This is a genomic window from Stenotrophomonas sp. YJH_SMC_123 (assembly GCF_059368215.1).
Genome location: NZ_JCAFRM010000003.1, coordinates 275,002 through 301,999, shown reverse-complemented (window position 1 = coordinate 301,999; position 26,998 = coordinate 275,002). Strand labels below are relative to the sequence as shown.

Sequence of the window (26,998 nt, the reverse complement as noted above, 5' to 3'; positions counted from 1 at the left end):
CAGGATGAGCCCATGCGTCGAAACCGTTCCGCTGCCGTGCTGATGCTTGCCTGTGGCGTGGCCCTGGTTGCCTGCACGCCCGAGCCCCAGGTGACGCCCACGGAAGTGGCGCCTGCACATCCCGCGCCGTCGTCCACGGCGGCAGCGGTCCAGCCCGCACCGGTGCCTGCCAGCGGTGAATGCCCCTACTCGCAGTTCGATGCGTTCCTGAAGCACTTCGGCAACGAGATCGCGCTGCAGGAAAAAGCCACCGCCGATCCGCTGCTGGACAGCTACATCGATGCCGAGGCCGAGCCGGAACCGCGCAAGGTGGAAAGCCGCCTGGCGCTGGCCGATGTCGAGTGGCCGGTCATGCCCGATCCCGCCGCGTTGGCCGGGCAGGGCCGCGAGATGCAGGTCAGCACGCTGGCCGATGGGCAACGACAGGTACAGATCCGCACGCCGGACAGCAGCGACCAGCAGACCTACACCTTCGCGCAGTCGCCCTGCTGGACGCTGGTCAAGCGCGAGGATGAGTCGATCTGATGCCTGTCCCGGCACAGGCGCGGCCGGGCGGGGGCTGCTAGGCTCGGAGCCTGATCCAGGCAGGGAGACGCCGATGCAGGCTCGCAGGATGTGCACCATCACCGCCACCATGACTGTCATGCTGGCGATGGCACCCTTCACCGGCGTCCAGGCGCAGTCGCTGCCGGCCGACGATAGCGCCTACTTCGCCAGTGCGGCAGCCGAACAGGCCGCGCGCGGCGAGCTGGGCAAGCGTGTCGAGGCCCTGCAGCAGGCTTCCGCGCTTGCACCTGCGCAACGCTTCCATCAGGCCGAGGCACTGCAGGCGCAGTGCCTGCGCCATCACAGCTATCTGCATCTGCAGGCCGCACGCAACGCCCGTGACCATCGCCCGACGCAGGCGCTGGACCAGGTGATGGGGCTGTGCAGCCGCATCGCCCACACCGGCCGCGCGGCGCTGCGCGAAGCGCCCGCAGACGCGGCGTGGGCAGCACCGTATGCCTTCCTGCGCGCGCGTGCGCTGAAGGACGCCGCAGCACCGGCCAGTACCGCACTGGATGAGGCCGTGGAGGCCCTGGCCGATCCGGCGCTGGACAGTTTCGCACGGCTGCGTGGGCAGATCCTGCGCAGTGCCGAGTACCCGCAGATCGAGCGTGATGGTCGGCACTGGGACACCGGGCACGACAAGCAGGCACTGGCCCAGCAGCAGGACCGCGCGTTGCGGGAAGCGGGCTGGAAGGGTTACTGGCAGGGCCTGCACTCGCGCCGCGAGCCGATGGCCTCGGTGCTGCTGGGCCTGGTGCAGGTGAACGATGCCGCCGCGCGCCTGCAGGGCGATGGTTCTGCACCGGCGCGGGGCTACCAGCGCATGGGCCTGGATGCATCGGCGGTGGATGCTACGCTGCAGGCGATCGAACGCCATGCAGGGGACCGTCGCGCCTACCAGGACATGCTGCTGCGCCACGCCGCGCGCTCAGGCATCGATGCGCCGCAGCTCTGGGATACCACGTTGCCCGATGCCGGCTATATGCCGCCGGTACTGACGCTGGCGCAGCTGCGCGACAATGCCGCCGATGCCATGCAGCACCTGGGGCCGGCATACGTCAGTGAGCTGCGTGCGCTGCTCGATCCGGCCAACCGGCGCATGGATCTGGCCGCCGAACGTGGTGACCGCAGCCAGGACGCGTTCTCGGTAAGCGCTCCCGGCGTGCCGGCAATGCTGTTCGTTGGCGTGCGCCGTGGTGATCTGGAAAGCGATGTCGAGATCGCCCATGAAGCCGGTCATGCCATGCACGGTGAGTGGATGCAGCGCGGCCATGCCTCGCCGCTGCAGCGCAATGGCAGCCAGTGGCTGACCGAGGCCTTTGCCATCTACAACGAACTGCGCTTCCGCGACCAGCTGTACCAGCAGGCAGGGGACCCGCGGGCGAAGGCCTATTACCTGAAGTCACTGCTGGACGATATGGTGCTGCAGCTGTTCACGTCTTCCGAAGAGGCGCAGCTGGAGCAGTCGATCTACGAAGGCGTGGCGGACAACACGCTGGGTACCGCCGATGACCTGGACGCGTTGACCGGCCGGGTGCTGGCGCGCTTCGGTCAGGACCCGGAGCGCTATCCGCAGCTGTGCAACGGCTGGATCGGCAAGCGCCTGATGTATGACGACCCCAACTATCTGGTGAACTACCTCTATGCAGGGCTGCTGGCCGTGCAGCTGTTCGTGCAGGATCAACGCGACCCGGCAGGGTTCCGTGAACGCTATCTCGCGGTGCTGGGTGAAGGCTTTGATCGTGCGCCGACCGAGCAGGTGGCGCAGTTGCTGGGGCACGCGCCCGATTGGCCGGCGCTGGTTGATGCCGATCTGCAGGTGTTCAACCAGGCGGTCGCGCAGCTGCAGGCGCTGCATGCGCGGATCGAGGCAGGGCAGGGCACGTGAAGATGCTGCGCAGGATGACGTGCACCCGGGTCACGGCATGGCTGTTGATGCTGTTGTGCCTGTTGCCGATGGTGGTGATGGCCGGTGCTGCGGTCCCTGCGCTGGATGACCCGGTGGTGGACGCCGCCAACGCACTTTCGGCGGATACCCGCGACATACTGCGCACGCAGGCCCTCAAGTTGCAGGCGCGCACCGGCGCGCAGCTGCAGGTGCTGGTGGTCGACCATGCTGGCGACGAGGGCATCGAGGCCTACGCGCAGCGGGTGTTCGACCAGTGGCAGTTGGGCCGCGAAGGCGTTGACGATGGCGTGCTGCTGCTCGTGGCCGTGCAGGACCGCCGTGTACGCATCCAGACCGGTTACGGTCTGGAGGGCGCGATTCCAGATGCCTATGCCGCCCGCATCATCGACAAGGCGATCGTGCCGCGTTTCCGCGATGGCGACCTTGACCAGGGCCTGCTGGATGGAACGAAGGTCGTGGTCGCGCTGATCGATGGCGAGGACCTGCCGGCCTGGGAAGCGCCATCGATGCGCGACGTGCTGCCGGCCGGTTGGCGCAGCGCGGACTCCGTGGTTGCACTGACGCTGCTGGCCGGCTTCCTTGCGGGTCTGTGGCGCTCACCGCCCTCGGCGCCCGCGGCCAGGATGCCGGACGACCTCGCACGCAGGCATCGCGAGCGCCAGCGTGGAGCGCCACGCGAGGTCACCACGCCGCAGGCGCGCCCGAAGCGATTGCCGGCCTGGGGTCGCCCGCTGCTGGTGACGGCTGTGGTAGCCGCGGGTCTGCTGTCGGCGGCTATGTGGGCGCCACGCCAGGCATTGGCAGCGGTCTGCATCGTATTGGCGTTGTGCGTACCGGTGGCGAGCCTGCTTGGCTGGTGCTGGCGCCGCAGCCGAGGTGTGCGCGTGGTGCTGCTCGGCATGCTCGGGGTCAGTTCGGGGTTCTTGGTGGTGATGATGCTGCGTGGCCAGTTGCCGCCCAGTCTGGCCCTGCACACGTTGCTGGACCTGGCGGCAGGCATCGTAGCCATGCTGCTGTTCTTCCTCGTGCAGGCGTGCCGCGCGCGCTGGCACAAGGACCGCAGCAGCTTCGGGGTGAGGTTCGCAGTGCTCTTGCTGCTGACCGCTGGCTACGTGCTCTTCGCACTGCTGGCCATTGATCGCGCCGACCCGGTGGCACGCCTTGCCGCGACGATCGGGTGGAGTGCCGGCACGGTCGTGCTGTACTTCGCCTGGATTTTCACCATGCTGCCCGGTGAGAAGGCACGCGGCAGCCGCAGATCATCCGTCGGCCACCGCAGTGCGTCCAGCAGCCCGTCGTCAAGTTCGTCTGCGAGCAGCTCCAGCAGCTGGTCCGGAGGCGGCGGCCGCAGCGGCGGAGGTGGTGCGTCGGGCAGCTGGTAGTTCAGGCTGCCTGTACCCGCCAGCCGAGCACAACGTCCTCCACGACACCGGGGCCAGCCACGTCGCCCACCTGCAGCAACAGCCCCTGCGCATTGGGCAGGTCCTTCTGCTCGGGAAACCACCGTCGATCGGCCGCGACCACGATCAGCAGGCCCTCGTCGTCGCCCATCGGTGCGAACTGCGGCGAAGCCGGGCTGATCGGCTGCAGGCCGAAACGTTGGTTGGACAGTTCGCGTACGGCCTCGACATCGCGGCTGGGCAGGCCGACTTCGCTCAGGCAGGTCAGCTCGCTGCCATGGAACACGCCTTCGCGAGCGCTGGCCGGCAGGCGGCGGCGGCCGATCAGTTCAAGGATCAGGCCGTCCGGGCCGGTGAAGTACACCGACTGCGACTGCCAGCTGCTCTCCAGCGCGAAGTAGTCCAGCCCCGCCGGATTGCGCTGCAGCGGCGTGCGCTCACGCAACCACGTCATTGCCTCGCTGAAGCGGTTGTCCGGCACGTTGAAGGCCAGATGCACGCCACCCACCGGACGCCCCGCCGCAGGCTGAAGTTCGAGGGTGCTCCAGCCGACGTGCACATGGTTGCCGACCACGCGCTGCTGCAGCACATCGTGGAAATATGTGGCCACGGAAGCGACGTCGGATACCGGCAGAGTGAGGTGCAGCAGGCGCATGATCGATTCTCCGTGGACGCTCCCACTGTAGCGCCGGGCGATGCCCGGCGGCCACTAGCGCAGCGAATGGTTGAAGAACCGTATTGCCGCGTCCGCTGCCTGCGCGTGGGTCTGCGCCTTCGGCACCGATGTGCTGCACAGGTCCTGCAGCCGCTGTTGTCCGGCCGGGGTGCATGCGGCGAGGAAATCGTAATGGCCGACACCGGGCAGCACCTGCAGTGCAGCGCCCGCAATCACCGCACGCGCAGCCTCGCCATTGGTCTGTGGTGGCGCGACCGTGTCCGCCTGGCCCAGCACGATCGACACCGGCTGTTTCAGCGAGGAGAGCTGCTCGGGCGCAAAGGCCTGCACGATTGCCGGCGCCAGCAGGAACACCGCGCGCACGCCGGGAATGGCGCGTGCGTCGTTGGCGTGGGACATCCATGGCGACAGTTCGGGCGACGTCGCAGCGGCAACGCGCGCCTCCATCGTGTGCGTTGCCGCCTCCTGTTGGGGCTGGCAGACGCCGTCATCCGGATGTGCGGTGCAGAAGTCCCGCAATCGCTGCAGGTCCGGTCGCGCACCGGCTGCCAGCAGCGCGGTGTAGCCACCGGCCGAGAAGCCGGCGACCCCCAGGCGCTCAGGATCGACATGCGGGCCCAGCACCGGATCAGCTTGCACGGCCGCCAGTGCGGCACGCAGGTCATCGGCGCGCAACCAGGTCAGAAGGCTGCCGGGCAGGGTCATGGTGTCAACGCCGTTGTTGCCTGGATGATCCACCGCAATCACCAGATACCCGGCCCGCGCCAGCGCCGTGCCCAGCCAACCCATCATGCGCGCGCTGCCGCCGTTGCCATGCGAGAGCAGCAGGGTCGGCAGGCGATCACCCGCGACCGGCGCATCCTTGGCCGACCGGCCGGCGTCGAACAGCGGCGCGTCGGGTGGACCGATGGTCAGCGCGTTTTCGCGGCTGCCGGCCTGTGCCGGATACCAGGCCGTGTAGCGCAGCGCGTCGCGGTGCCCTGCGTCGCGCACGGCGGCGCTGGCCAGCGTCGTCGTGCCGTGGCGCTCGCCGGCGACGCCGCTTTCGCGGGCGGCGCCGACGCTCGCGAACGCCAGCAGCATTCCTCCCAGCACAGCAGCGGTCATGCGCATCTTCAACTCCTTGTCAGTGGGAACGTTCTTCCACCGGCAGCCAGATCTCCACGCCGCCGTTGCCGCTGTGCTCGTCGAACCGGGCGTCGTAGCGCTCCAGGTCCGGCGCATCGGCAAGGCTCAGGTTGGACGCAGGGAGATAATGATCCAGCAACCAGAACCAGGTCGAGCGGATGGCCGAGATGTGTCCGCCGTGCCAAGCCACCAGGTAGCGGCGCGCCGGGATGTCCACGCGTCGCCAGTGCGCAGGCACGCTCGGCACCGTGCTTGCCGGTAGTGCCGCAATGTAGTCGAAGCCACCATCGTCATCACTGTTGCAGCACACGCCGAAGCTGACCGGTGCCGGCGTCGGCCACTCGCGGTTGAGCTGGGCCCATTGGCCCGGAATCGCGCCGCTGCTGTCGCGGGTATGCCGCATGCCGACGCCTGCCAGCTGGAACGCGGGCGTATCGAGCAGCCGGGGGGCTTCAATGCAGGCTGACGGGGCCTCGTCCAGGCGGATCGCCTGCACCAGCGTCAGCCCATCGGTGCCCTGTTCGCGTACCCGTTCCGGTGTCTGCCCGAACTGTTCGCTGAAGGCACGGGTGAAGGCAGCATGGGTGGTGTAGCCGGCCCCCAGCGCCACCTGCAGGATGTCGCCCGCGCCGTTGGCCAACCGCTGCGCGGCAGCGGTCAGGCGGCGCCCGCGCAGGTAGCGCACCACCGAGGTGCCGGTGCGGGCCTGGAACAGGCGTGACAGATGAAACGGCGACAGGCTGGCCGCAGCGGCGATATCGGCCAGCGCCAATGGCTGGTCCGCATGGGTTTCGATGTACCACAACGCCTTGCCTGCCGCGCTCATCCTGCCGTTCCCCGCATCCAATGCCGGCACAGTAGCGGATCGGCAGGCGCGGCGTTTAGCAGTTCTTGCGCTGCCGGGCTTTGCGTCTGCCTGCGTACCGGCAACAATGCGTGCTTCATGGACGTGATGGGGGGCAGGGAGATGCGATCGACGACGGGGGATGCCAGGCCAGCGGAGCCCGGCCGATGATCGAGATAATCGAAATGCTGCTTGCCCTCTGGGTACTTCCCAGTCTGTTGACCCTGGCGCTGATGCTGCTGATGTTGTTCGGCGCGCCACGGTGGCGCGGCAACCCCTGGGTGTACCGTGTCGGCTTCGCGTTGCTGGGCGGGTTTCTGACACCGACGTTGTTGGGGGCCGGTCACGGTGGGTTGCCGTGCGCGACTATCGGCGGGCTGGTGATGATACTGACGCAGCTGCAATGGATCGGCGATCTGCAGGTCGACTTCATGGGGATCGGGATTCGCAACAGGGGCATCTGGATCATGTCCACCCCCGCCTTGGTGGTGTTCGCCGCCATGATGTTCGTTCCGCTGCGAACGGCACGGCCGGCCCGATTCGGCTTTGGCGACGACGCCAACGGCTAGCCGCTGTGTGCGGGGATGGGGCGTGGGTCTGCATTGCCACCCATGCATGGCGTGGATCTACGGATGAGCCCTGGCAGGGGCCAACCTTGGTTGGCGCATCAAGCTGTCGTACTGACGTCATGCCTCCTTCACACATCGCGCCGAGACTGCGCGCCTTGTCCAGGCCTGTTGTGTGCGCACAGGTGCTGGCCCTGTCGCGTCCTCCCGGAGCCCTGCCGTGCATCGTTCGAAGCTTTCGCGTTCCATCCTCCTTGCCCTTTCCATGGCCAGCGCAGGAGGCGCGATCGCAGCGGAGGCCGATGCGGTCGATGCCGCCGGCGGCAGCCGCGCCGCGCCCACCCAGCTCGACGCGATGCTGGTCACGGGTACCCGCGCGTCCAACCGCACCCAGTTCGAAACGCTGGCGCCGGTGGATGTGTTCAGCAAGGAAGACATCAGGTCCGTCGAATCCACCGACCTGAAGGACGTGCTGGCCCAGCTGGTGCCGTCGTTCGTGGTGCAGCGCCTGCCGATGGCGGACGGCCAGGTGTTCGTGCGTCCGGCGACGCTGCGTGGCCTGTCGCCGGACCAGACCCTGGTGCTGGTGAACGGCCGCCGCTTCCACCGCAGCGCGCTGCTCGGCAACCGTGGTGCACAGGCCGCTGATCTGGCACAGATTCCAACCAGCGCGATCAAGCGCATCGAGGTGCTGCGTGATGGCGCGTCGGCGCAGTACGGCTCGGACGCCATCGCCGGCGTCATCAACATCATCCTGGAGGATGGGCCGGGTAGCGAGATCACCGCCGGCTACTCGCAGTACGCGCAGGGCGACGGTGCTTCGCGCGATTTCAGTGCGCGCACTGGCTGGTCGCTGGGTGACTACGGCAGCCTGGTGCTGTTCGCCGAATCGTCCACCTCCGACGCCACCTCGCGCACCCGCCAGCGCCCCGATGCCATCGCCTTCCAGGCCGCGCATCCGGAGCTGGAGGTGCCCAACCCGGTGCAGCGCTGGGGCCAGCCGGAACTGGAAAGCCGCCGCGTCGGCTTCAACGTAAAGGCCAACGCCAGCGATACGCTGGAGCTCTATGCCTTTGGCCTGTACAGCCACAGCGATGGCGTCAGCGATTTCAACTGGCGCAACCCGGACACCACCACCGGCGCGTACCGCACCACCGCCATCTTCCCGGGCTGGAACCTGCGCTCGCTGTATCCGGTCGGCTTCAGCCCGCAGTACGGCAACGTGCAGAACGACCTGCAGCTGGTCGGTGGCCTGCGCGGCGAGATCACGCCGAAGCTGCGCTGGGATGTCAGCGCCTCGTATGGCCGCAACGCCATCGACTATCGCCTGAAGAACTCGATCAATGCCTCGCTCGGTCCGGCCAGCCCGACCGACTTCGATCTCGGCCGCCTCACCCAGACCGAGAAGAACGCCAACGCCGACTTCAACTACGAATGGGACGTGGCTGCGCTGTCCAAGCCGATCAACGTCGCCTTCGGTGGCGAGTTCCGCCAGGAAACCTACCAGGTGCGCGCCGGTGATCCGGCCTCGTACGCGGTGGGTCCGGGCGCGGCCGCGGGCCTGGAGGCCAACTCCAATGGCGCGCCGGGCTTCTCGGCCAGCCAGGCCGGGCAGTGGAGCCAGCGCAGCAAGGCCGCCTACGTGGACATGGAAGTGCCGCTGGGCGAGCGCTGGAGCATCGGTGCAGCCAGCCGCTACGAGGACTTCTCCAGCTTCGGCAGCACACTGGACGGCAAACTGTCGGCGCGCTTCGCGATCACCCCGGACGTCGCCCTGCGCGGCACCGTGTCCACCGGCTTCCGCGCGCCGACGCCGGCGCAGCTCAACACCACCAGCACCACCCAGGGGTTGGATACGCGCACGCTGCAGATCTTCACCAGCGGCCGCCTGTCGCCGAACGATCCGCTGGCGCAGCTGCTCGGTGCCAGGCCGTTGAAGCCGGAAGAATCGCGTACCGCATCGCTGGGCCTGACCTGGCGCACCGACCTGGGCCTGTCCGGCTCGGTGGATGTCTACCAGATCAAGCTCACCGACCGCTTCAGCCAGTCGGCCAGTTTCGCCATTCCGGCCGGTACGCCCAATCCGCTGGGCTATACCTCGGTGAACTACTTCACCAACGACTTCGACACCACCACCACCGGCGTGGACGTGGTCGGCAACTACCTGCGCGACCTCGGCGCGGGCCGCATGACGCTGACCCTGGCCTACAACTACAACCGCACCCGCGTGGACAACGGCAGCACCTCGGTGGCCACCAACGAGACCCAGCGCGTGCTGTTCGAAGATCGCCTGCCCGAGCACAAGGGGAGCTTGACCGGCAGCTGGGACATCGGTGCCTGGTCGCTGATGGCGCGCATGCGCTACTACGGTGCCTGGACCGATTCCAGCGGCAATGCGGTGGGCGATATCTACCAGCGTTTCGGTGCGATGAGCTTCCTCGACCTGGCCGTCGGCTATCGCATCAACGAACATCACAGCCTGCGCGTGGGTGCCGACAACGTGTTCGACCGCTATCCGGACGAAGCCACCTTCCAGACCAGTCGCGGCCTGGTCTACTCGCGCAACGCGCCGTACGACACCGACGGTGCCAACCTGTACGCACAGTACCGGCTGAGCTTCTGATGGACCGCAACCGCCGCGTCCTGTTGCGTGCCGGTGCACTGCTGCCGGCTGCAGCTGCGCTGTCTTCACTGCCCGCCATGGCTGCCGCGGGTTACGCTGCGCCCATGCAGATTCCCGCAACGACCGTAGCGCCGGACGCGCTGGCCCGCGATGAAGGCTACTGGGCCGCCGTGGCCAGCCACTTCGACATCACCGATGAAGTGAACCACCTGGAGAACGGCTACTGGGGCGCGATGGGCCGCGAGACGCTGGCCAGCTACCAGCGCCACACCGCCGAGGTGAACCGTGGTAACGCCTGGTACGGCCGTCATGAGTTCCCGGCGCAGTACATGGCGGTGCAGGGGCAGGTGGCCGAACTGCTGGGCGTGGGCGCCGACGAGATCGCACTGACCCGTGGCGCCACCGAAGCGATGCTGGCGCTGATCGGTGGCTACAACCGCCTGCGGCCCGGCGACCAGGTGCTGTACGCCGACATCGACTACGACAGCATGATCGGTGCGATGCGTTGGCTGCAGCAGCGCCGTGGCGTGCAGGTCGAGCGCATCGCGCTGCCGGTGGTGCCCGACCATGCGCAGATCCTGCAGGCCTACGAGGCCGCGTTCGCGCGGCTGCCACGCCTGAAGCTGGTGCTGCTGACCCAGGTCAGCCATCGCCATGGGCTGGTGCTGCCGGTGGCCGAGATCGCCGAGCGTGCACGCGCACGCGGTATCGACGTGATCGTCGATGCGGCGCACGGGTTCGGCCAGATCGACTACGCGGTGCCGCAGCTCAAGGCCGATTTCGTCGGCATCAACCTGCACAAGTGGATCGGCGCACCGGTCGGTGTCGGCGCGATGTACGTGCGCAGGGGCCGCGTTGCGGACCTCGACCCGTACATGGGCGAGACCGACGACGGCCGCGTGGGCAGCCGCGTACACACCGGCACGGTCAACTTCGCCGCTTACTTGGCACTTCCGGAGGCGATTGCCCTGCACCAGCGCATCGGTGCGGACAACAAGCAGGCGCGCCTGCGTTACCTGCGCGAGCGCTGGACGCTGCCGGCGCGGCAGATGGCGCACATCGAAGTGCTGTCTTCGCCGGATCCGGCGTTGGCGAGTGCATTGGCCAGCTTCCGCCTGCGCGGGCGCACCAGCGTGGCTGACAACATCGCGCTGCAGAAGCGCCTGTTGGATGAGCATCGCGTGTTCACCACCCATCGCGACGGCTTGGACTCCGGCGCCTGCGTGCGGGTGACGCCGTCGGTGTTCACCCGGCCGCAGCAGATGGATGCGCTGGTGAAGGCCCTCTCCGCCTTGGCCTGACCCTGCTTTGGTGGGTGCCAACCTTGGTTGGCACATTCCAACCGTGCCGGGGAATCTTCCGCCGGCCAGCGGCCGGCGCTACCGGTCGGGTGGGTGCCAACCTTGATTGGCACATTCCAACCGTACCGGGGAATCTTCCGCCGGCCAGCGGCCGGCGCTACCGATCGGGTGGGTGCCAACCTTGGTTGGCACATTCCAACCGTGCCGGGGAATCTTCCGCCGGCCAGCGGCCGGCGCTACCGGTCGGGTGGGTGCCAACTGTTGGTTGGCACATTCCAACCGTGCTGAGGAATCTTCCGCCGGCCAGCGGCCGGCACTATCGGTCGGGTGGGTGCCGACCGTTGATCGGCACATCCCATTCCAGGGCTACCGCTCGATCGCCGGCAACGCGTCCGACAACAACAACCGGTCAATCCGTCGCAGCGCACTTTGCAGCTGCCGGCGATCGGCCGCCAGCCCCAGCGACAGCCGCACGCCGTTCTGATGCTGCACCCCCGGCGGGCAGAACGCCGATGAGGGCGCGATCGCCAGCCCCTGCAGCTGTGCGGTACGCACCAGGGTGGCGTCAGTCCATGGCGCTGGTACCCGGCACCAGGCATGCAGGCCTTCGGCGCGCAGCAGCAGCGAAGGCGCCAGCAGGTAGCGCGCCATGCGCATGCGCTCGTGCGCTTCGCTGCGCACCTGCGCCAGCAGCGATTGCGCCGAACCATCCAGCAGCAGCTGGCTGGCCAGCGCCGCCACCAGCGGATGCCCCATCAACCGGGTGGCGCGCAAGGCCGAAGCCATCGCCTCGGCGTGCGCGGCACCCGGGCAGCGCACGAAGGCCGTGCGCAGGCCGGGGCTGATCACCTTCGACAGCGTCGCCACATGGAACACGTGGCGCGGTGCCAGCGTTGCCAACGGTATGGGTGCCTCTTCGGCAAGGTGCCAGTAAGGATCATCCTCGACCGCCAACAGGCCCTGGCTTTCCAATACGCGTGCCAGCGCTTCGCGCCGCTGCAACGACAGCGTCAGCGCGGTCGGGTTCTGGCAGGTGGGGTTGAGATAGACCAGCCGCGCGCCACTCCCGCGCGCCTGCCTCACCAGTGCATCGGGGCACATCCCGTACTCATCGGCTTCCACCGGTACCAGCCGCCGCCCAAGCGCCCCGGCGGCCTGCAGCAGCCCCGGGTAGACCAGCGTGTCACACAGGATCGCGTCGCCATCGCGGCCCTGGCTGACCAGGATCGCGGCAAGCGCCACCTGCGCGCCTTCGGTCAGCAACAGGCTGGCATCCTCCACCGCGCCCAGCATCGGTTGCAGCCAGCGCGCTGCCGCGTGGCGGTCGGTGGGATTGCCGCCGCCCAGGTGGTAGGTCATCAGGTTCGGCGCGTTGCTGCGCGCAAGCACGGCGGCGGCACCGCGGCGCAGGGTCTCGGCCAGCGCATCGGCATCGGGCACCGGCGGCACGTTCATGCTCAGGTCCACCACCTGGTCGAAGCCGGCCTTGGGTGGTGCGATGAAACTGCCTTGTGGCCCGCGTGCCTCGATCAGGCCGCGCTTGCGCGCTTCGTCGAACGCCCGCGTTACCGTGGTCAGGTCGACGCCGAGCTGCTGCGCCAACGCACGCTGCGAGGGCAGGCGTTGTCCTGGTGCAAGCCCACCGCGACGCACCGTGCGCTCCAGCGAATTGACGATGCGCAGGTAGATCGGCCCGTTGTGCGCGAGCACGTCCTGCACCCATTCGCGGGCTGCGACATCCGGTCGCGGCATGTACGGAGCATGTCGGGGCGTATCGTTGCTTCCAACGGCGGGAGCCTGTCCATAACCATCGGTCGGTTCGGACAGGTGACCGCCGTTGTTGCTTGTGGCGGCCACAGCGGCCAGCGTCAGTGGTGTCATTGCGCGTCCTCAGCGCTTGGCCTGCCAGGGGCAGTAGCAGCCCACGGCAAGCAGTCCTTTCGGGCGCACGGTTTCGCCGCGCACCAGTCTGTCCAGCAGTGGTTCGACGAAGCTGTTGGCCGAGTTGCAGACCATGCCGATGCTGTACGGGCCGGCATAGGCGAGGTGGCCCTGCCGGTCCCAGATCGCCACGGCAGGGCTCGCCGGGATGTGTTCGATGCCGTCGATGGTCGGCAGGTTGATCACCTTGTTGCGCAGCGGCTCAGGCAGTTCGCCGTGGGTACCGGGGCGGCGGATCGCATAGAAGTCGATGCCGGCGCGGCGGTACATGCTGATCAGGTAGCTCAGGTGTGCGCCGGTTTCGCGGTTGCAGACGGCACACGCCGGGTCCCAGAAGTGCACCACGCGGATGCGGCCGGTATCGCCGGCCAGATCGGACGGCAGGCGCAGCTGCGAGTCGTCGAAGACGATGGCCTGTTCGGTGAACGTCGACTGCGCGCTGTAGCCGAAGTAGTGCCACAGCGCAGCCGCCACGCCGGCCATGAACAGGCAGGCGAGGGCGATCATCGTCGGCAGCAGCCAGCGGCGGCGCGGCGCGGCTGCGCCCATCAGGACGCGTCCCCGCCGAACTTGTGCACGTACTGCTTGCGCATCTCGCGGCAGGAGTCGGCCTGCGCGCGACGCTGGATCTCGCTACGCGACGGATCCTCGCTGCGCTGCACGCATTGCTCGATGGCGTGGCGCTCGGCGGCCTGCACATCCACGGTCTGCGGCTGCAGGCAGACCCAGGCCAGCGCGGCCAGCATCAACACCACAAAGCCACCACAGCCGGCCATTACCAAGTGGAACTTCAGTCTCTCGGCGCGCATCGACGCACGTCCCTTCATCCATACATTGCATACAAAATATCATCTTGTATGGATGCGGCGCCATGCGCCCGGTTCAGACGATGGCGTTGTGCCGGGCCTCGGGGGCCTCAGACAGGATCTCGTTCAGTTTGGCCAGCGCCCCGGCCAGCGCATCCTGGTCAACTGCGCCGCCCAGCGACAGGCGGATGGCGTTGCCCGGTGGCGGTTCCTCCACGCTGAAGGCGTCCGAGCTGGCGATGCCCAGCCCCTGTTCCTGTGCGGCCTGGATCAGCCGGTACTGGTCCAGCCGCGGCGGTAGCGGCAGCCATACGTGCAGGCCGGCCGGGTGCGCCCGCGCGCGGGACGGCAGGTACTGCGCGGCAATCGCCTGGCGCTCGCGCAGCTCCTGCTGGAAGCGCTGCACCATGTCCTGGGCCTGGCCGCTGCGGATCCACTGCGACGCCACCGCCACCATTGACTGGGTCGGCATCAGCGCGATCGCACGCAGGGCGTCCAGCACCGGTTCCATCGGTTCGCCGCCCGGCACCACCAGGTAGGCGGTGCGCAGGCCCGGTGCCAGGCACTTGGACAGGGTGGAGATGTAATACACCGGGCAGCCGGCGTCGCGGTGGGCGGCCAGCGGCGGTGCGGCGTCCCCGGCCAGCAACCAGTAGGGATCGTCTTCGATCACGGTCAGATCGTGGCGCTTGGCAACCGCCAGCAGGGCCTGCCGGCGTTGTGCCGACATCGTCGCCGTGGTCGGGTTCTGGATGGTCGGTACCAGGTACAGCAGGCGCGGGCGGCGTAGCTGGCAGGCCTCTTCCAGCGCTTCGGGCAGCATGCCTTCGGCGTCCATCGCCACTGGCACCACGCCCCGCTGCAGCACGCGCGCGGCGGCCAGCAGGCCCGGGTAGGTCAGCTGCTCGGCGGCGATCAGCTCGCCCGGTTGGGTGCGGGCCAGGATCAGTGCGCACAGTGCGGTCTGCGCGCCGGGGCAGATCACCACCTGGTCGGCACCCACCGTGCCCAGCACCGGTGACAGCCACTGCACGGCGGCGGCGCGGTCCTCGCGGGTGCCGGCGCCGACGTGGTAGCTCATCAGTTCGCCCTGGCCCAGCTGCTGGCCCACGTGCTGGAAACCGGCCTCCATGCCCTGTGCGAACGGCGCGCTGCCCAGCAGCGGCGGGATGTTCATGCTCAGGTCCACCGAGGTGCTGCGGTTGCCGGCCGACAGCGCGATGAAGGTGCCGCCGGCGCCCTGCGCATCCAGCAGGCCAGCCTGGCGCAGCTCGGCAAAGGCCCGGGTGACCGTGGTCAGGTCCACGCCCACCTGCTGGGCCAGGTCGCGCTGCGGCGGCAGCCGGTCGCCCGGACGCAGCACGCCGTCATCCACTGCCTCGCGCACCTGCTGGGCGATCTGCAGGTACAGCGGGCCAGCGCCCTCGCGGAAGGGGCGAACCCAGGTGCGATTGGGGTGTTTCAGGCGGCGGCCGGCGGCAGGTGGCGTCATCGGTCAGTTTTTCCATACGTGCAGATGCACAAGTCCATACAATGATGTATCTTGTATGGGCTTGATTGGAGTTGATCGCTCTCTTGTAGGCGACCTCGTACCCACAGTGTAGCCGCTCCACGCCCGGGCGCTGCGCGCAGGCGAGCCGGTCAAGCGTGCTTCTTCAACAGGGTTGACCTCCAATGAATATCTGCTGGAACCGCATCCGCCTGGCGCTGGTCGCCCTGGCCTGCGTCGGCCTGTCGGGCTGTGACTGGGTGCTGCTGGATTCGAAGGGCATGGTCGGGCTCGCCCAGCGCGACCTGATCCTGATCTGCATCGGCCTGATGCTGATCGTGGTGATACCGGCCATCGTGCTGACCTTCGTATTCGCCTGGCGCTTCCGCGCCGGCAACACCAAGGCGAAATACACGCCGGACTGGTCGCACTCCACCAAGGTGGAGATCGTGGTCTGGGGCGTGCCGCTGCTGATCATTGCCGGCCTGGCCGTGATCGTGTGGAAGTCGACCCACGAACTGGACCCGTACAAGCCGCTGGACGTGGCCGGTGAGCCGCTGCACGTGGACGTGATCGCCACCGACTGGAAATGGGTGTTCGTCTATCCGGACCTGGGCATCGCCACGGTCAACCAGCTCAACTTCCCGGCCAACCGCCCGCTGGCGTTCAACATCACCTCCAACTCGACGATGAATACCTTCTTCATCCCGCAGCTGGGTGGGCAGATCTACGCGATGGCCGGCATGCGCACGCAGCTGCACCTGATCGCCAACGAGCCCGGCCAGTTCCGTGGCATGTCCGGCAACTACAGCGGGCATGGCTTCTCGAACATGAAGTTCATTGCCACCGCCAGCAGCAACGAGGAGTTCGAGCGCTGGGTGGCCGAGGTACGCAGCGCACCACAGGCGCTGGACTTCAACCAGTTCAAGGCGCTGGCCGCACCGTCGAAGAACGCGCCGGTGCAGCACTTCTCCAGCGTCGAACCGCTGCTGTTCAAGAAGGTCATCGACCAGTTCATCGGCGTCGGTGAGAACACCGCTGCTGCGTCCCCGGCGGGTGCTGCCGGTGGTGCCCAGGTTTCCCAGGAGTAACGAACATGTTGGGTAAATTGACGTGGGAGGCCGTGCCGCTGCACGAGCCGATCGTCGTGGTCACGCTGGCGGCCATGGTGCTGGGTGGCCTCGCGCTGCTTGGCGCGGTGACGTACTTCAAGCTATGGGGCGTGCTCTGGCGCGACTGGTTCACCACCGTGGACCACAAGAAGATCGGCATCATGTACGTGGTAGTGGCGCTGGTCATGCTGGTGCGTGGCTTCGCCGACGCGCTGATGATGCGCGCGCAGTTGGCCGCGGCCGGGCCAGGCAGTGATGGCTTCCTGCCACCGGAGCACTACGACCAGATCTTCACCGCGCATGGCGTGATCATGATCTTCTTCGTGGCCACCCCGTTCGTGGTCGGCCTGATGAACATCATCGTGCCGCTGCAGATCGGCGCACGCGACATGGCGTTCCCGTTCCTCAACGCCTTCAGCTTCTGGATCTTCGTGGTTGGCGCCGCGCTGATGATGATCTCGCTGGGCGTTGGCGAGTTCGCCATGACCGGCTGGGTGGCCTATCCGCCGCTGTCGGGCATCGAGTTCAGTCCGGGCGTAGGCGTGGACTACTACATCTGGGCGTTGCAGGCCTCGGGCATCGGCACATTGCTGACCGGCGTCAACCTGTTCATCACCATCCTGCGCATGCGTGCGCCGGGCATGACCCTGATGAAGATGCCGGTGTTCACCTGGACCGTGCTGGTCACCAGCGTGATCATCATCGCCGCCTTCCCGATCCTGACCGTGGCGCTGGGTGCGCTCACCCTGGACCGCTACCTGGACTTCAACTTCTACACCAACACGTTGGGTGGCAACCCGATGATGTACGTGAACCTGGTGTGGGCCTGGGGCCACCCGGAGGTGTACATCCTGGTGCTGCCGGCGTTCGGCATCTTCTCTGAAGTCACCGCCACGTTCGCGCGCAAGAAGCTGTTCGGCTACAAGTCGATGGTGGGCGCCACGCTGGCGATCGGCATCCTGTCGTTCATCGTCTGGCTGCACCACTTCTTCACCATGGGCTCGGGTGCCAGCGTCAATGCCTTCTTCGGCATCATGACGATGATCATCGCCATCCCCACCGGCGTGAAGATCTTTACCTGGCTGTTCACCATGTACGGCGGCCGCGTCGAGTTCAGCGTGCCCATGCTGTGGACCATCGCCTTCCTGGTCACCTTCACCATCGGTGGCATGACCGGCGTGCTGCTGGCCATCCCGGGCGCGGACTTCCTGCTGCACAACAGCCTGTTCCTGGTCGCCCACTTCCATAACACCATCATCGGCGGCGCGCTGTTCGGCTACCTGGCCGGCTTCGCCTACTGGTTCCCGAAGGTGTTCGGCTTCACCCTCAACGAGCGCCTGGGCAAGTGGTCGTTCGCCTGCTGGGTGATCGGCTTCTACCTGGCCTTCATGCCGCTGTACATGCTGGGCTTCATGGGCATGACCCGCCGCATGAACCAGTACGACAACCCGGCGTGGACGCCGTACCTGATCGCCGCCTTCATCGGTGCACTGTTCGTGTTCGCGGGCATCATCCTGATGCTGGTGCAGATCTACGTGAGCGTGCGCGACCGCAAGCGCAACCTGGACCTGACCGGCGACCCGTGGAACGCACGCACGCTGGAATGGGCCACGCCGTCGCCGCCGCCGTTCTACAACTTCGCCGTGGTGCCCAAGGCCGATGAGCTGGATGCCTTCCACGAAGCGAAGAAGCGCGGCCTGCCGCCGCCGCCGAAGACGTACGCCCCCATCCACATGCCGAAGAACACCGGCGTGCCGCTGATCCTCAACATCTGGATCCTGGTGCTGTGCTTCGCCCTGGTCTGGCACATCTGGTGGATGGCCGCGGCCAGCTTCATCGCGATGATCGTGACCCTGATCGTGCGGTCCTACGACGAGGACGTGGATTACTACGTCAGTTCCGAAGAGGTGGCGCGCACCGAAGCGGCCAACCTTGCCAAGCTGAAGGAGGTACGCGCATGAACCTGTTGACCCGCCCCGAGCTGGCCAGCGACACGCAGGCGCACGAGGACCACCACGAGCACGACCACGGCCACGAACAGGGCGGCATGAAGGTGTTCGGCATGTGGGTCTACCTCATGTCCGACCTGGTGCTGTTCGGTTCGCTGTTCGCCTCGTACGCGGTGCTCAGCACCGCCTACGCCGGTGGCCCCACCGGCAAGGACCTGTTCTCGCTGCCGTTCGTGATGGCCGAGACCTTCCTGCTGCTGGTCTCCAGCATCACCTACGGCCAGGCCGTGCTGGCCATGCATCGCCACGATGCCTCGGCGGTGCTGCGCTGGCTGGGCGTGACTTTCGTGCTCGGTGCCTCGTTCATCGGCATGGAGATCTACGAGTTCTCGCACCTGATCCACGAAGGCGCGGGCCCGAGCACCAGTGCCTACCTGTCGGCGTTCTTCGCGCTGGTCGCCACCCACGGCCTGCACGTGGCCAGCGGCCTGATCTGGATGGCGGTGGTCATGCACCAGGTCTACCGCCGTGGCCTGACCCCGACCAACATCACCCGTGTGTCGTGCCTGAGCCTGTTCTGGCACTTCCTGGACCTGGTGTGGATCTGCGTCTTCACCTTCGTCTACCTGATCGGAGCCTTCTGACATGGCCCACGTCGAAACCTCGCGCGCCGGCAATGCGCACGGCTCCACCAAGTCCTACCTGATCGGCTTCGTGCTGTGCGCGCTGCTGACCGTGGTGCCGTTCGCACTGGTGATGAATCCGGTGCTGTCGCGGCCGCTCACGCTGTTCCTGCTGGTCGGCTTCGCAGTGGCGCAGATCCTGGTGCAGCTGGTCTATTTCCTGCACATGGACCGCAAGTCCGAAGGTGGCTGGAACCTGGCCAGCTTCGTGTTCACCCTGGTGATCCTGTTCATCGTCGTCGCGTTGTCGGTCTGGATCATCTGGAGCATGCACTACCACATGATGATCAACTGAGCTGGCGAACCGTGAAAGGCATTGCGTTCCCCCATCGTGGCCTGCGCCTGGCCGCAGGCCTGCTGCTCGGCCTGCTGGCCGGCTGCAGCGCGCAGTCGCGCATGGACTTCTATGCGAAGGACATCGCCTGCGAAGAACTTGGCCAGCAGTGGTCGATGCCCGACAGCCGCGGCACCGTGCGCGGCCCGAAGGACCTGCAGGGGCAGGTGACCTATCTGTTCTTCGGTTTCACCAGCTGCCCGGACGTGTGCCCGACCACGATGGTCGAGCTGAGCCAGGTCAAGCACCTGATGGGCAAGGATGCCGATCAGCTGCAGGTCGTGTTCGTCAGCGTGGACCCGGCCCGCGACACGCCGGAGGTCGCACGCACCTATGTGGAAGCGTTCGATCCCAAGGCAATCGCGCTGGTCGGCAACGAAGCGCAGCTGGCCGCGATGGCCAGCGACTTCAAGGCGTTCTACGAAAAGGAACCCGGTCAGGTACCGGATACCTACACCATGAGCCACATTGCCGGCGGCTACGTGTTCGACCGCCAGGGCCGCCTGCGCCTGTTCGCGCCGTACGGCATGCCGGTGGAAAAGCTGTTCTCGGACGTGCAGCGCCTGCTGCTCGAGCCCGGCCACCCGGCCGCCGGCAACGACGCGCTGGCCAGCTGCCACCTCAAGCACAGCGGCACACTGGCCGCGCGGTAACGCCGGTGGGTGCCAACCTTGGTTGGCACGTCCGAATCTGCTCCTGGTAGATGCCAGCCTTGGTTGGCACAGCTGTAGAGCCGAGCCCATGCTCGGCGCCGCGCGCACCGCGCCTGCGGCACCCCGTAGACAGCAGCCGAGCATCGGCTCGGCTCTACACGCGCGCGGCCCCGGCAGGTGTCGACCGTTGGTCGGCACACCCCCACACCAATCCCCGGCCGGCCAGGAGAGCCAGCCGGCCGGGGCACCGCTCAACGCCTTACTTGGTCTCTTCCCACTGCACCACGTCCGGCTCGGTGGCGCGGATACCGGCGGTGGACAGCAGCCTGGTGGTCGCATCCAGCGCCGCGTTCACCGACGGGTACTCCACGATCGCCTGGCCCGACGCCTTGGAGACCTTCACCACGGTGCCACCGGTGGCCGTAGCCGCGCGCTGGGCCGATGCTGCATCGGTGAAGAACACCTTGACCCGCGAGGTCGCCACCACCGGCGCTCCGTCACGGGAGACCGCCGCCGCGAACTTGCCGGCACCGGCATCAGCAGGCGCCGCCGCGGCGCCATCCAGCGAACGCTTGGTACGCGAGCTGGTGGTCGCCGCCGCCTGCGGGGTGATCGTGAACTGGCCGCCGCTGGCCTGCTTTACCGTTGCCGAGGGCGACAGCTGGAAACGCGTGCCGCCCACATCGAACGAGCGGCCGGTAGCGGACGCCTTCAGTTCCTGAGCATCCACGGTCGACAGGGTCCTGGCCGGAGGGGTCTGCCCCGAGCTCTGTGCCCAGGCAGGGAAGGTCATCGCCGCGAAGGCGAGCGTGCTCAACAGAATGGTGGTCTTCATCATCAGTGCCCCAGAACGCGGATCTTGAAGAATTCGAGGTTGCCACGCGATGCAGCGGTCGCGGCCTGCCCCATGTCGGTCACTTCCAGCGTCCAGGTGCCCGTGGCGTTCTCATCCAGGAAGGCATTGCTGGACAGCAGGTCCCAGCTGGTGAAGTTGCTCTGCGCGCCACCCGTGCCCGAACCGATCGCGGTGAACGCCGGTTGCACCACGCTGCGGGTACCGCTGGGTGACACCAGCACGAACTGCAGCTGGCGCGTGTTGCGGTGGTTGACCCGGAAGCCCAGCTGCACGCTTTCGATGTTGCGCGCGCCGTTGGCCAACTGGAAGGTCAGGCGTGCAGCGGCGGCCGAGGTGTTGCCGATGGCCACGGTACGGGTGGTGTTGCGCCAGCCGCTGTCGACCAGCGCACCGAGCGACTGGAAGTTCTCGGCCACCTGCACCGCGCGTGCAGCGTTGACCACGCCGAAGCCATACCAGTTGCTGTAGGCACGGCCGGCAGCATTCACCGTCCAGCCTGGCACCAGCGTGCGCCCGTCGGCCAGCGTCACCGCCGGCTGGTTCGGGTGGTTGCGGGTGGCGGTGGTGGCCAGGATGTACTTCACATCGCGATAGGACAGGTTCGGATTGGCTTCCAGCACCAGTGCCGCCACGCCCGAGACCATCGGCGCTGACGCCGAGGTGCCGTTCATCTTGGCGGTGTAGTTGCAGGTGCTGTCGATGGCCGACAGGTTGCTGTCCAGCGTGTTCTGGCGGTTGGTGTTCTTGTTGCTGCCCTGCGCGCACCCGGTCACGTCGGTGGTGACGATGGCCGGGTCGTAGGCGCGTGCCACCAGGCCGGGGGCGTACTGGGCCTGCAGGCCGTATTCGCCGCCGAAGGCCGACACCCACAGCGCCGAGCCGGTGGAGGAATACGACGAGCGCACGCCATCGGCACGCACCGCGCCTACCGTGATCACGTTGAACAGGTTGTTGCGCGGATCACGGCCAGCCGGCACGCAGCCGGTGTTGCGGTTCTTGGTGTCGGTGGTGCAGACATCCTGGGTCTGGCTGATCGAGGCATTGTTGAAGTTGTTGCCCGCCGACTTCACGTAGATGCCGCCGCGGCCACCGCGCGTCCCCGACAGTGCCTGCTCATACGAACGAATCGTGTTTTCGCTGTACGCCAGCGGCAGGTTCGGATTGCCCGGGCCGGCGCCCCAGCTGTTGTTGAACACCTGCACGTCGGCCGACTCCGCGCCGTCCCACCAGGCGTACTCGATGTTGCTCTGCTGGTTGCCCAGGGCTGAGCGCGAAATCGGGTTGAAGCCCTTCAGCGTCGCCGCCGGGGCCACACCGCGCACGCCCAGGTTGTTGGCGCCCACCGCGCCCGCAATGCCGCCGACCATGGTGCCGTGGTTGTCGACATCCGGGTTGGTCGGGGTGGGGTTGTTCGAGCCGTTGGTGAAGTTCTTGCCGGCCACCGCGGCCACGTTGGCGGCCAGGTCCGGGTGCGCGATCTGCAGGCCATCGTCGACGATGGCGATGGTGACGCCCTGGCCGCGGATGCCGTTGCGGAACAGGCCATCCACGTTCAGGTCGTTGCCGGCCACCGGCAGGGTGTCAGCCGGGACCGTCTGCCCGGTGTTGAGCAGGTGCCACTGTATCCCCGCCAGTGGATCGGCCTGTTGGGCCTGGGCGGTGACGGCCAGGCTGCCCAGCACCAGGGCAGTGGCAAGGGCCAGGCGCGCAGAGCGCGGTGGCGCGGAGCGTTGCGTGTGTCGCTTCATACACGAATCCTTCTGTTGTGAATCGGCATGGCAGGACGGCGGGGCGGAACTGCCCCATCGCAACGAGCCAAACGCGACACAACGGAGAACCCCCTACCTCTTCACATCCGCAATGTACGAATATGCAAATTGCGTCACAAACACTTAGTACGTCAGGTTATGACAGGGCGCGCGAATGCCTTCACGCCATCTTCGCGCGCTTGCTTCGGGTGCGGGAAACTCGGGTAACCACATGCAGGTGAAGACACATGAAGAAGGAACGCCAGCGTGCACGTGCGCGCGCAGACCAGACCCCGCTCTCGGTTGCCGCCATCCGCAAGGTGGTGCTGTCGATGTACCACCGTCGCCATGATTACTGGACCGATGCGGATATCGCCGAGCTGCTGCCGGCGCTCGCCACATTCAATATCACGACGATCAAACAGTTGCGCTTGCTGATGAAGCGGCACCGACGCGCGCTGCTGCAGGAGGAAAGAGTGAAGATGCGTAGGGCGCAGACACTGCACCTGCTGGCTGAGGATGGTCCCTGTGGCATCGATGTACACGCCAATACCAGCTACTACGCCATCGGCGGCCTGGTCCGCACCAGCATGGAACACGAATTCGGCTTCGAGACGATGCTGCCCTTCCACGAGGTGCGCGAGGACGAACCCACGTAGTGCGGTGCCTGCCCGGTGGGTGTGGCAGCGCCGCCGGGGCATCATCGCGCGCCCTCACATCGCGCTGTGCTACTACAGCCCGTGCACCCTTCCGCACGGAGCACGATGATGGTCAATCCGCTCGCCCAGGCCCATCGCGGCCTCGGCACCACGCTGTTCAGCCTGTTGAACCCGATACCCTTCGGCTTCTTCGTCGGTGCACTGATCTTCGACGCGATCTATCTCAACAGCGCCGAGGTGATGTGGGGCAAGGCCGCCGCTTGGCTGATCACGTTCGGCCTGCTGATCGCCATCGTGCCGCGCCTGATCAACCTGTTCGCGGTCTGGCGCCGCAACGGCACGGCCACCCGCATCGACCGCATCGACTTCTTCCTCAACCTGGTCGCGGTGGTGCTGGCCATCTGGAACGCCTTCGTGCACAGCCGCGATGCGTATGCCGTTGCTGTGCCGGGCACGATCCTGTCGGCGCTGACCGTGGCCCTGATCGCCCTGGGCCTGATCCTGTTGTCATTGCAGCCGCCGGTGCTGCAGGGAGGTCGTCATGGCTAAGCACATCCTGCCCACCGTGGCCGCGCTGGCACTGGCCGTCACCCTGTCGGCCTGCGCCGGCAAGGCCGAATACCATCCGGCCGACCAGTCGGGACCGCAGCCGCCACTGCCCAAGCCGGCCAACTTCCTGATGCCGCCGATGCAGGTGCCCAAGGGCGTGGGCTGGGCCGACGGCCAGGCCCCCACGGTGGCCGAAGGCCTGAAGATCGAGCGCATCGCCGCCAACCTGCAGCACCCGCGCCGGCTGCTGACCCTGCCCAACGGCGATGTACTGGTGGTGGAAGGCAATGGCCCCGGCGAAGAGCCGGTCACCACACCCAAGCAGTGGATCGCCGGCAAGGTGAAGGCGCGCTCGGGCAAGGCCGGCAAGGGCGGCAACCGCGTCACGCTGCTGCGCCGCTCGCCAGGCACGAACACCTGGACCCAGCACGTCTACATCGAAGGCCTGCACTCGCCGTTCGGCATCCAGCTGATCGGTGACACGCTGTATGTGGCCAACACCGGCAACATCATGCAGTACCACTACGTGCCCGGCGAAACCCGCATGTCCGACAAGGGCCGCGAGTTCACCGACCTGCCCAGCACCATCAACCACCACTGGACCAAGGAACTGCTGGCCAGCCGCGATGGCAGCAAGCTGTACGTGGGCGTCGGCTCCAACAGCAACATTACTGAAAATGGCCTGGCCGTCGAATACCGCCGCGCGGTCGTGCTGGAGGTGGACGTAGCTACCCGTGGCAGCCGCATCTTTGCGTCGGGCATCCGCAACCCGACCGGGCTGGACTGGGAGCCGAGCACTGGCCAGCTGTGGGCCGTGGCCAACGAGCGTGATGAGATCGGTGCCGACCTGGTGCCGGATTACCTCACCTCGGTGAAGGAAGATGGCTTCTACGGCTGGCCCTACAGCTACTACGGCCAGCACGTGGACGAGCGCGTGCAGCCGCAGCGGCCGGACCTGGTGGCCAAGGCGATCGTGCCGGACTATGCCATCGGCTCGCACGTGGCACCGCTGGGCCTGTTGTTCTACACCGGCCAGGCACTGCCGGCGCAGTACCACGGCGGCGCCTTCATCGGCGAGCACGGCAGCTGGGACCGCTCGCCACTGAGTGGCTACGAAGTGGTCTACGTACCGTTCAAGGACGGCAAGCCGACCGGGCGGCCGCAGACCGTGGTCAGCGGCTTCACCTCGAAGGACGAGAAGACCCTGATGGGTGCGCCGGTGGGCATGGCGATGGATGCCGAGGGCGCACTGCTGGTGGCCGACGACGTGGGCGACGTAGTGTGGCGGGTGTCGGCGAAATAGCTGTGTAGCGTCGAGCCACGCTCGACTGCTGTGGATCCGGCCTTTGTAGAGCCGAGCCCATGCTCGGCTTACGCGCGCAGCGCGCGGGTTTCCGTGCACCGAGCGAACAGCAGCCGAGCATGGGCTCGGCTCTACAGTTCGGCGGTACTGCTGCGGAACCCGCTGAACACCGATTCCGCAGCAAACCCCACGCCGCCCAGCAGCACGCCGAAGTACACCACCGTGGCCACCACGAAGCCGTAGCCGGCTGCCACCGCCGCACCATCGCGCTGGATGAAGCCAATCGCAAACGACATCAGCGCCAGCGCCGGCAGCGTGTTGCTGAAGGGAATCGGCCCGGCCGGCGCCATCAGCAGCAGGGTCGCAAACACCAGCATCAGGTTGTTCAGGCGCATCATCTTCTTCGAGCGCACCATCACCGCCAGCCGCATCGGCCGCGACAGCCGCTCCATGCGGTGCACCCATTTCAGCGCACGGCCCAGGTTGGCCTTCAGCTTGTCGGTGGCGATCCCGCGGCGCGCCAGCTTCTGCGGCACCCACAGCGGGCGGTCGCGCACCCGGCTCAGGCCGATCAGCAGGATCGAGGCGCCAAACACCGTGCTCAGCCCGGGAATCGACACCGGAATGATGAAGATGGCCGAGAGCAGGATCACGACCAGCAGCAGGCCCTCATCGCCCAGCGCGCTGAGCAGGGTGCCGACGCTCACCTGGTCGCCGGGCAGCTCGTCGATCATCTGCTCGATCTGCTGGGCCAGGGGGGCGCTGTCGTTGGTTTCGGGGGCACGGTAGGTCATGCGTCGCAAGGTTCTCCAGGGAAGGGCGGTCAGCGGGCCGTCCTGCGGTGGGGGACGCACAGGCTCCTGCAGTATCCCGGCCAACGTGGGCAAAGAGGTGAACCGGGCATGAGGGGGTAAACTGGCGTGCCCCGCACGAGTTGAACGCAATGGACATGGGCCGCAGGCAATCGACCATCGAACTGGTCGCCATCGACATGGATGGCACGCTGCTGGACCCGTCGCACCAGCTCACCCCCCGCGCCAGGAAGGCCATCGCGCAGGCGCGCGCACTGGGCGTGCACATCGTGCTGACCAGTGGCCGCCCGGTTCCGGGCCTGGCGCCGTACCTGCACGAGCTCGGCATCACCGGCAACGACGACTACTGCATCGCCTGCAATGGCGGCCTGGTGCAGCGCATCGGCACGCGCGAAACCGTGGTCGAGTATCCGCTCAGCTTCGACGATTTCCTGTTCTGCGAGCAGGTGGCCCGCGACCTGGGCGTGCACTTCCAGGCGCTGGACAGCCAGCGCATGTACACGCCCAACCAGGACATCAGCTACTACACCGTGGCCGACTCGCATCTTTCGCGGATGCCACTGTCGTATCGCCGCGTGGAAGACATGGACCCGTCGATGTCCTTCATCAAGCTGATGATGATCGACGAACCCGAGGTGCTGGACGCTGCCATCGCGCGCCTGCCCAGCGCGCTGACCGAGCGCTTCGCGGTATTGAAGAGCGCACCGTTCTTCCTGGAAGTGTTCGACCACCGCGCGGGCAAGGGGCCAAGCCTTCAGAAGCTGGCCGAGCACCTGGGCATTGAGCGGGCCAACGTGATGGCCATCGGCGACCAGGAAAACGATCTGACCATGCTGCAGTATGCCGGCACCAGCGTGGCGATGGGCAATGCCATCGACGCGGTGAAGGTGGTGGCGCGGTTTGAGACCAGCAGCAATGCCGATGAAGGCGTGGCGCGCGCGATCGAGCGTTTCGTCCTGCAGTAACCGCGCGTCCCTATGCTCTGGTAGCTGCCAACCTTGGTTGGCACACACAATCGGCAAGCGCCGACCAAGGTCGGCCTCTACCAGGCCCCATTCGCCCCGGTAGGTGCCAACCTTGGTTGGCACACGCAGGCGGCCAGCGCCGA

25 protein-coding genes are annotated in these 26,998 nt (G+C 67.1%); 15 read left to right on the top strand and 10 right to left on the bottom strand.

The annotated features are described in order from the left end of the window. Positions 1-12 precede the first annotated feature (12 nt). The 3 genes from AC5P5W_RS09560 to AC5P5W_RS09550 all read left to right on the top strand — a co-directional run bounded on the left by AC5P5W_RS09560 (position 13) and on the right by AC5P5W_RS09550 (position 3,840). Positions 13-525, top strand: coding sequence for a hypothetical protein (locus AC5P5W_RS09560; RefSeq protein WP_032958753.1), 513 nt, complete (start codon positions 13-15; stop codon positions 523-525). 73 nt (positions 526-598) lie between these two features. Next, positions 599-2,437 (top strand): M3 family metallopeptidase, encoded by a 1,839-nt coding sequence (locus AC5P5W_RS09555; protein WP_142235076.1) that lies wholly within the window; start codon positions 599-601, stop codon positions 2,435-2,437. A gap of 2 nt (positions 2,438-2,439) precedes the next feature. Then, the gene (locus tag AC5P5W_RS09550) at positions 2,440-3,840 is read left to right on the top strand and encodes a TPM domain-containing protein (protein ID WP_164077404.1); all 1,401 of its coding nucleotides are present in this window, start codon (positions 2,440-2,442) and stop codon (positions 3,838-3,840) included. A 1-nt stretch (position 3,841) separates the two neighbouring features. On the opposite strand, the gene AC5P5W_RS09545 is transcribed toward AC5P5W_RS09550, so the two are convergent. Genes AC5P5W_RS09545 through AC5P5W_RS09535 form a run of 3 tightly spaced genes read right to left on the bottom strand, consistent with a single transcriptional unit; the run spans position 3,842 to position 6,488 of the window. Next, positions 3,842-4,513 carry a VOC family protein gene (locus AC5P5W_RS09545; protein WP_014648741.1) on the bottom strand — a complete coding sequence of 224 codons (672 nt, stop codon included), beginning with the start codon at positions 4,511-4,513 and terminating at the stop codon, positions 3,842-3,844. Positions 4,514-4,567: 54 nt separating this feature from the next. Further along, a complete protein-coding gene (locus tag AC5P5W_RS09540) occupies positions 4,568-5,647 on the bottom strand; it encodes a serine aminopeptidase domain-containing protein (RefSeq protein WP_197574554.1) in 1,080 nt (359 codons plus the stop codon). A gap of 13 nt (positions 5,648-5,660) precedes the next feature. Continuing rightward, a complete protein-coding gene (locus AC5P5W_RS09535) occupies positions 5,661-6,488 on the bottom strand; it encodes a helix-turn-helix domain-containing protein (protein WP_197574555.1) in 828 nt (275 codons plus the stop codon). Positions 6,489-6,673: 185 nt separating this feature from the next. Between AC5P5W_RS09535 and AC5P5W_RS09530 the strand changes: the two genes are divergently transcribed. The 3 genes from AC5P5W_RS09530 (at position 6,674) to AC5P5W_RS09520 (ending at position 10,996) form a co-directional block, all read left to right on the top strand. Continuing rightward, positions 6,674-7,075, top strand: a complete 402-nt coding sequence (locus tag AC5P5W_RS09530; protein ID WP_197574556.1) for a hypothetical protein — start codon at positions 6,674-6,676, stop codon at positions 7,073-7,075. A gap of 217 nt (positions 7,076-7,292) precedes the next feature. After that, the gene (locus AC5P5W_RS09525; protein WP_197574557.1) at positions 7,293-9,695 is read left to right on the top strand and encodes a TonB-dependent receptor domain-containing protein; all 2,403 of its coding nucleotides are present in this window, start codon (positions 7,293-7,295) and stop codon (positions 9,693-9,695) included. Beyond that, positions 9,695-10,996: an aminotransferase class V-fold PLP-dependent enzyme gene (locus AC5P5W_RS09520; protein WP_164166571.1), complete on the top strand. Its 1,302-nt coding sequence runs from the start codon at positions 9,695-9,697 to the stop codon at positions 10,994-10,996. Before AC5P5W_RS09525 ends, AC5P5W_RS09520 begins: the two co-directional genes overlap by 1 nt. Positions 10,997-11,362: 366 nt before the next feature. On the opposite strand, the gene AC5P5W_RS09515 is transcribed toward AC5P5W_RS09520, so the two are convergent. The 4 genes from AC5P5W_RS09515 to AC5P5W_RS09500 are packed head-to-tail and all read right to left on the bottom strand — an operon-like array spanning position 11,363 to position 15,235. Next, positions 11,363-12,877 carry an aminotransferase class I/II-fold pyridoxal phosphate-dependent enzyme gene (locus AC5P5W_RS09515; protein WP_197574558.1) on the bottom strand — a complete coding sequence of 505 codons (1,515 nt, stop codon included), beginning with the start codon at positions 12,875-12,877 and terminating at the stop codon, positions 11,363-11,365. 9 nt (positions 12,878-12,886) lie between these two features. Beyond that, entirely contained in the window at positions 12,887-13,486 is a 600-nt protein-coding gene (locus AC5P5W_RS09510; protein WP_180835007.1) for a DUF6436 domain-containing protein, read from the bottom strand. Further along, the gene (locus AC5P5W_RS09505; protein ID WP_169411283.1) at positions 13,486-13,764 is read right to left on the bottom strand and encodes a hypothetical protein; all 279 of its coding nucleotides are present in this window, start codon (positions 13,762-13,764) and stop codon (positions 13,486-13,488) included. Before AC5P5W_RS09505 ends, AC5P5W_RS09510 begins: the two co-directional genes overlap by 1 nt. A 55-nt stretch (positions 13,765-13,819) precedes the next feature. After that, positions 13,820-15,235 carry an aminotransferase class I/II-fold pyridoxal phosphate-dependent enzyme gene (locus AC5P5W_RS09500; RefSeq protein ID WP_049441994.1) on the bottom strand — a complete coding sequence of 472 codons (1,416 nt, stop codon included), beginning with the start codon at positions 15,233-15,235 and terminating at the stop codon, positions 13,820-13,822. 182 nt (positions 15,236-15,417) lie between these two features. Between AC5P5W_RS09500 and cyoA the strand changes: the two genes are divergently transcribed. The 5 genes from cyoA to AC5P5W_RS09475 are packed head-to-tail and all read left to right on the top strand — an operon-like array spanning position 15,418 to position 19,963. Beyond that, a complete protein-coding gene (gene cyoA / locus AC5P5W_RS09495; RefSeq protein WP_014648731.1) occupies positions 15,418-16,323 on the top strand; it encodes a ubiquinol oxidase subunit II in 906 nt (301 codons plus the stop codon). A gap of 5 nt (positions 16,324-16,328) precedes the next feature. After that, complete coding sequence (gene cyoB / locus AC5P5W_RS09490; protein WP_032958781.1) at positions 16,329-18,305, top strand: cytochrome o ubiquinol oxidase subunit I; 1,977 nt, start codon at positions 16,329-16,331, stop codon at positions 18,303-18,305. After that, positions 18,302-18,937 (top strand): cytochrome o ubiquinol oxidase subunit III, encoded by a 636-nt coding sequence (cyoC, locus tag AC5P5W_RS09485; RefSeq protein ID WP_014648729.1) that lies wholly within the window; start codon positions 18,302-18,304, stop codon positions 18,935-18,937. The genes cyoB and cyoC overlap by 4 nt, the downstream gene beginning before the upstream one ends. A gap of 1 nt (position 18,938) precedes the next feature. Beyond that, complete coding sequence (gene cyoD, locus AC5P5W_RS09480) at positions 18,939-19,271, top strand: cytochrome o ubiquinol oxidase subunit IV (RefSeq protein WP_006399830.1); 333 nt, start codon at positions 18,939-18,941, stop codon at positions 19,269-19,271. 11 nt (positions 19,272-19,282) lie between these two features. Continuing rightward, positions 19,283-19,963, top strand: coding sequence for an SCO family protein (locus AC5P5W_RS09475; protein WP_164077384.1), 681 nt, complete (start codon positions 19,283-19,285; stop codon positions 19,961-19,963). 259 nt (positions 19,964-20,222) lie between these two features. On the opposite strand, the gene AC5P5W_RS09470 is transcribed toward AC5P5W_RS09475, so the two are convergent. Both AC5P5W_RS09470 and AC5P5W_RS09465 read right to left on the bottom strand, forming a co-directional pair. Continuing rightward, a complete protein-coding gene (locus AC5P5W_RS09470; RefSeq protein ID WP_014648726.1) occupies positions 20,223-20,801 on the bottom strand; it encodes a hypothetical protein in 579 nt (192 codons plus the stop codon). Then, positions 20,801-22,567: a S8 family serine peptidase gene (locus tag AC5P5W_RS09465; protein ID WP_049441989.1), complete on the bottom strand. Its 1,767-nt coding sequence runs from the start codon at positions 22,565-22,567 to the stop codon at positions 20,801-20,803. The genes AC5P5W_RS09470 and AC5P5W_RS09465 overlap by 1 nt, the downstream gene beginning before the upstream one ends. A 248-nt stretch (positions 22,568-22,815) precedes the next feature. Between AC5P5W_RS09465 and AC5P5W_RS09460 the strand changes: the two genes are divergently transcribed. From AC5P5W_RS09460 to AC5P5W_RS09450, 3 genes are all read left to right on the top strand, one after another. Beyond that, entirely contained in the window at positions 22,816-23,226 is a 411-nt protein-coding gene (locus AC5P5W_RS09460; protein WP_075076244.1) for a hypothetical protein, read from the top strand. Between the two features lie 108 nt (positions 23,227-23,334). Then, complete coding sequence (locus AC5P5W_RS09455; RefSeq protein WP_041863928.1) at positions 23,335-23,775, top strand: DUF2231 domain-containing protein; 441 nt, start codon at positions 23,335-23,337, stop codon at positions 23,773-23,775. Continuing rightward, positions 23,768-25,078 carry a PQQ-dependent sugar dehydrogenase gene (locus AC5P5W_RS09450; RefSeq protein WP_049441987.1) on the top strand — a complete coding sequence of 437 codons (1,311 nt, stop codon included), beginning with the start codon at positions 23,768-23,770 and terminating at the stop codon, positions 25,076-25,078. The genes AC5P5W_RS09455 and AC5P5W_RS09450 overlap by 8 nt, the downstream gene beginning before the upstream one ends. Before the next feature lie 131 nt (positions 25,079-25,209). Here the strand turns inward: AC5P5W_RS09450 and AC5P5W_RS09445 are convergent, their stop codons facing one another. Then, positions 25,210-25,872, bottom strand: coding sequence for an exopolysaccharide biosynthesis protein (locus tag AC5P5W_RS09445; protein ID WP_069117699.1), 663 nt, complete (start codon positions 25,870-25,872; stop codon positions 25,210-25,212). A 149-nt stretch (positions 25,873-26,021) separates the two neighbouring features. On the opposite strand from AC5P5W_RS09445, the gene yidA reads away from it, so the two are divergent. Continuing rightward, positions 26,022-26,855, top strand: a complete 834-nt coding sequence (gene yidA / locus AC5P5W_RS09440; protein WP_197574559.1) for a sugar-phosphatase — start codon at positions 26,022-26,024, stop codon at positions 26,853-26,855. The last annotated feature ends 143 nt before the right edge of the window (positions 26,856-26,998 follow it).

Bases quoted from the DNA above. Each gene is read 5' to 3' on its own strand.
- AC5P5W_RS09460 (WP_075076244.1), top strand. From the start codon at position 22,816: ATGAAGAAGGAACGCCAGCGTGCACGTGCGCGCGCAGACCAGACCCCG.
- AC5P5W_RS09515 (WP_197574558.1), bottom strand. From the start codon at position 12,877: ATGACACCACTGACGCTGGCCGCTGTGGCCGCCACAAGCAACAACGGC.
- AC5P5W_RS09555 (WP_142235076.1), top strand. From the start codon at position 599: ATGCAGGCTCGCAGGATGTGCACCATCACCGCCACCATGACTGTCATG.
- AC5P5W_RS09545 (WP_014648741.1), bottom strand. From the start codon at position 4,513: ATGCGCCTGCTGCACCTCACTCTGCCGGTATCCGACGTCGCTTCCGTG.
- yidA (WP_197574559.1), top strand. From the start codon at position 26,022: ATGGACATGGGCCGCAGGCAATCGACCATCGAACTGGTCGCCATCGAC.
- AC5P5W_RS09510 (WP_180835007.1), bottom strand. From the start codon at position 13,486: ATGGGCGCAGCCGCGCCGCGCCGCCGCTGGCTGCTGCCGACGATGATC.
- AC5P5W_RS09530 (WP_197574556.1), top strand. From the start codon at position 6,674: ATGATCGAGATAATCGAAATGCTGCTTGCCCTCTGGGTACTTCCCAGT.
- AC5P5W_RS09500 (WP_049441994.1), bottom strand. From the start codon at position 15,235: ATGACGCCACCTGCCGCCGGCCGCCGCCTGAAACACCCCAATCGCACC.
- cyoD (WP_006399830.1), top strand. From the start codon at position 18,939: ATGGCCCACGTCGAAACCTCGCGCGCCGGCAATGCGCACGGCTCCACC.
- cyoA (WP_014648731.1), top strand. From the start codon at position 15,418: ATGAATATCTGCTGGAACCGCATCCGCCTGGCGCTGGTCGCCCTGGCC.
- AC5P5W_RS09505 (WP_169411283.1), bottom strand. From the start codon at position 13,764: ATGAAGGGACGTGCGTCGATGCGCGCCGAGAGACTGAAGTTCCACTTG.
- cyoC (WP_014648729.1), top strand. From the start codon at position 18,302: ATGAACCTGTTGACCCGCCCCGAGCTGGCCAGCGACACGCAGGCGCAC.
- AC5P5W_RS09470 (WP_014648726.1), bottom strand. From the start codon at position 20,801: ATGATGAAGACCACCATTCTGTTGAGCACGCTCGCCTTCGCGGCGATG.
- AC5P5W_RS09455 (WP_041863928.1), top strand. From the start codon at position 23,335: ATGGTCAATCCGCTCGCCCAGGCCCATCGCGGCCTCGGCACCACGCTG.
- cyoB (WP_032958781.1), top strand. From the start codon at position 16,329: ATGTTGGGTAAATTGACGTGGGAGGCCGTGCCGCTGCACGAGCCGATC.
- AC5P5W_RS09550 (WP_164077404.1), top strand. From the start codon at position 2,440: ATGCTGCGCAGGATGACGTGCACCCGGGTCACGGCATGGCTGTTGATG.
- AC5P5W_RS09465 (WP_049441989.1), bottom strand. From the start codon at position 22,567: ATGAAGCGACACACGCAACGCTCCGCGCCACCGCGCTCTGCGCGCCTG.
- AC5P5W_RS09560 (WP_032958753.1), top strand. From the start codon at position 13: ATGCGTCGAAACCGTTCCGCTGCCGTGCTGATGCTTGCCTGTGGCGTG.
- AC5P5W_RS09540 (WP_197574554.1), bottom strand. From the start codon at position 5,647: ATGCGCATGACCGCTGCTGTGCTGGGAGGAATGCTGCTGGCGTTCGCG.
- AC5P5W_RS09445 (WP_069117699.1), bottom strand. From the start codon at position 25,872: ATGACCTACCGTGCCCCCGAAACCAACGACAGCGCCCCCCTGGCCCAG.
- AC5P5W_RS09450 (WP_049441987.1), top strand. From the start codon at position 23,768: ATGGCTAAGCACATCCTGCCCACCGTGGCCGCGCTGGCACTGGCCGTC.
- AC5P5W_RS09520 (WP_164166571.1), top strand. From the start codon at position 9,695: ATGGACCGCAACCGCCGCGTCCTGTTGCGTGCCGGTGCACTGCTGCCG.
- AC5P5W_RS09535 (WP_197574555.1), bottom strand. From the start codon at position 6,488: ATGAGCGCGGCAGGCAAGGCGTTGTGGTACATCGAAACCCATGCGGAC.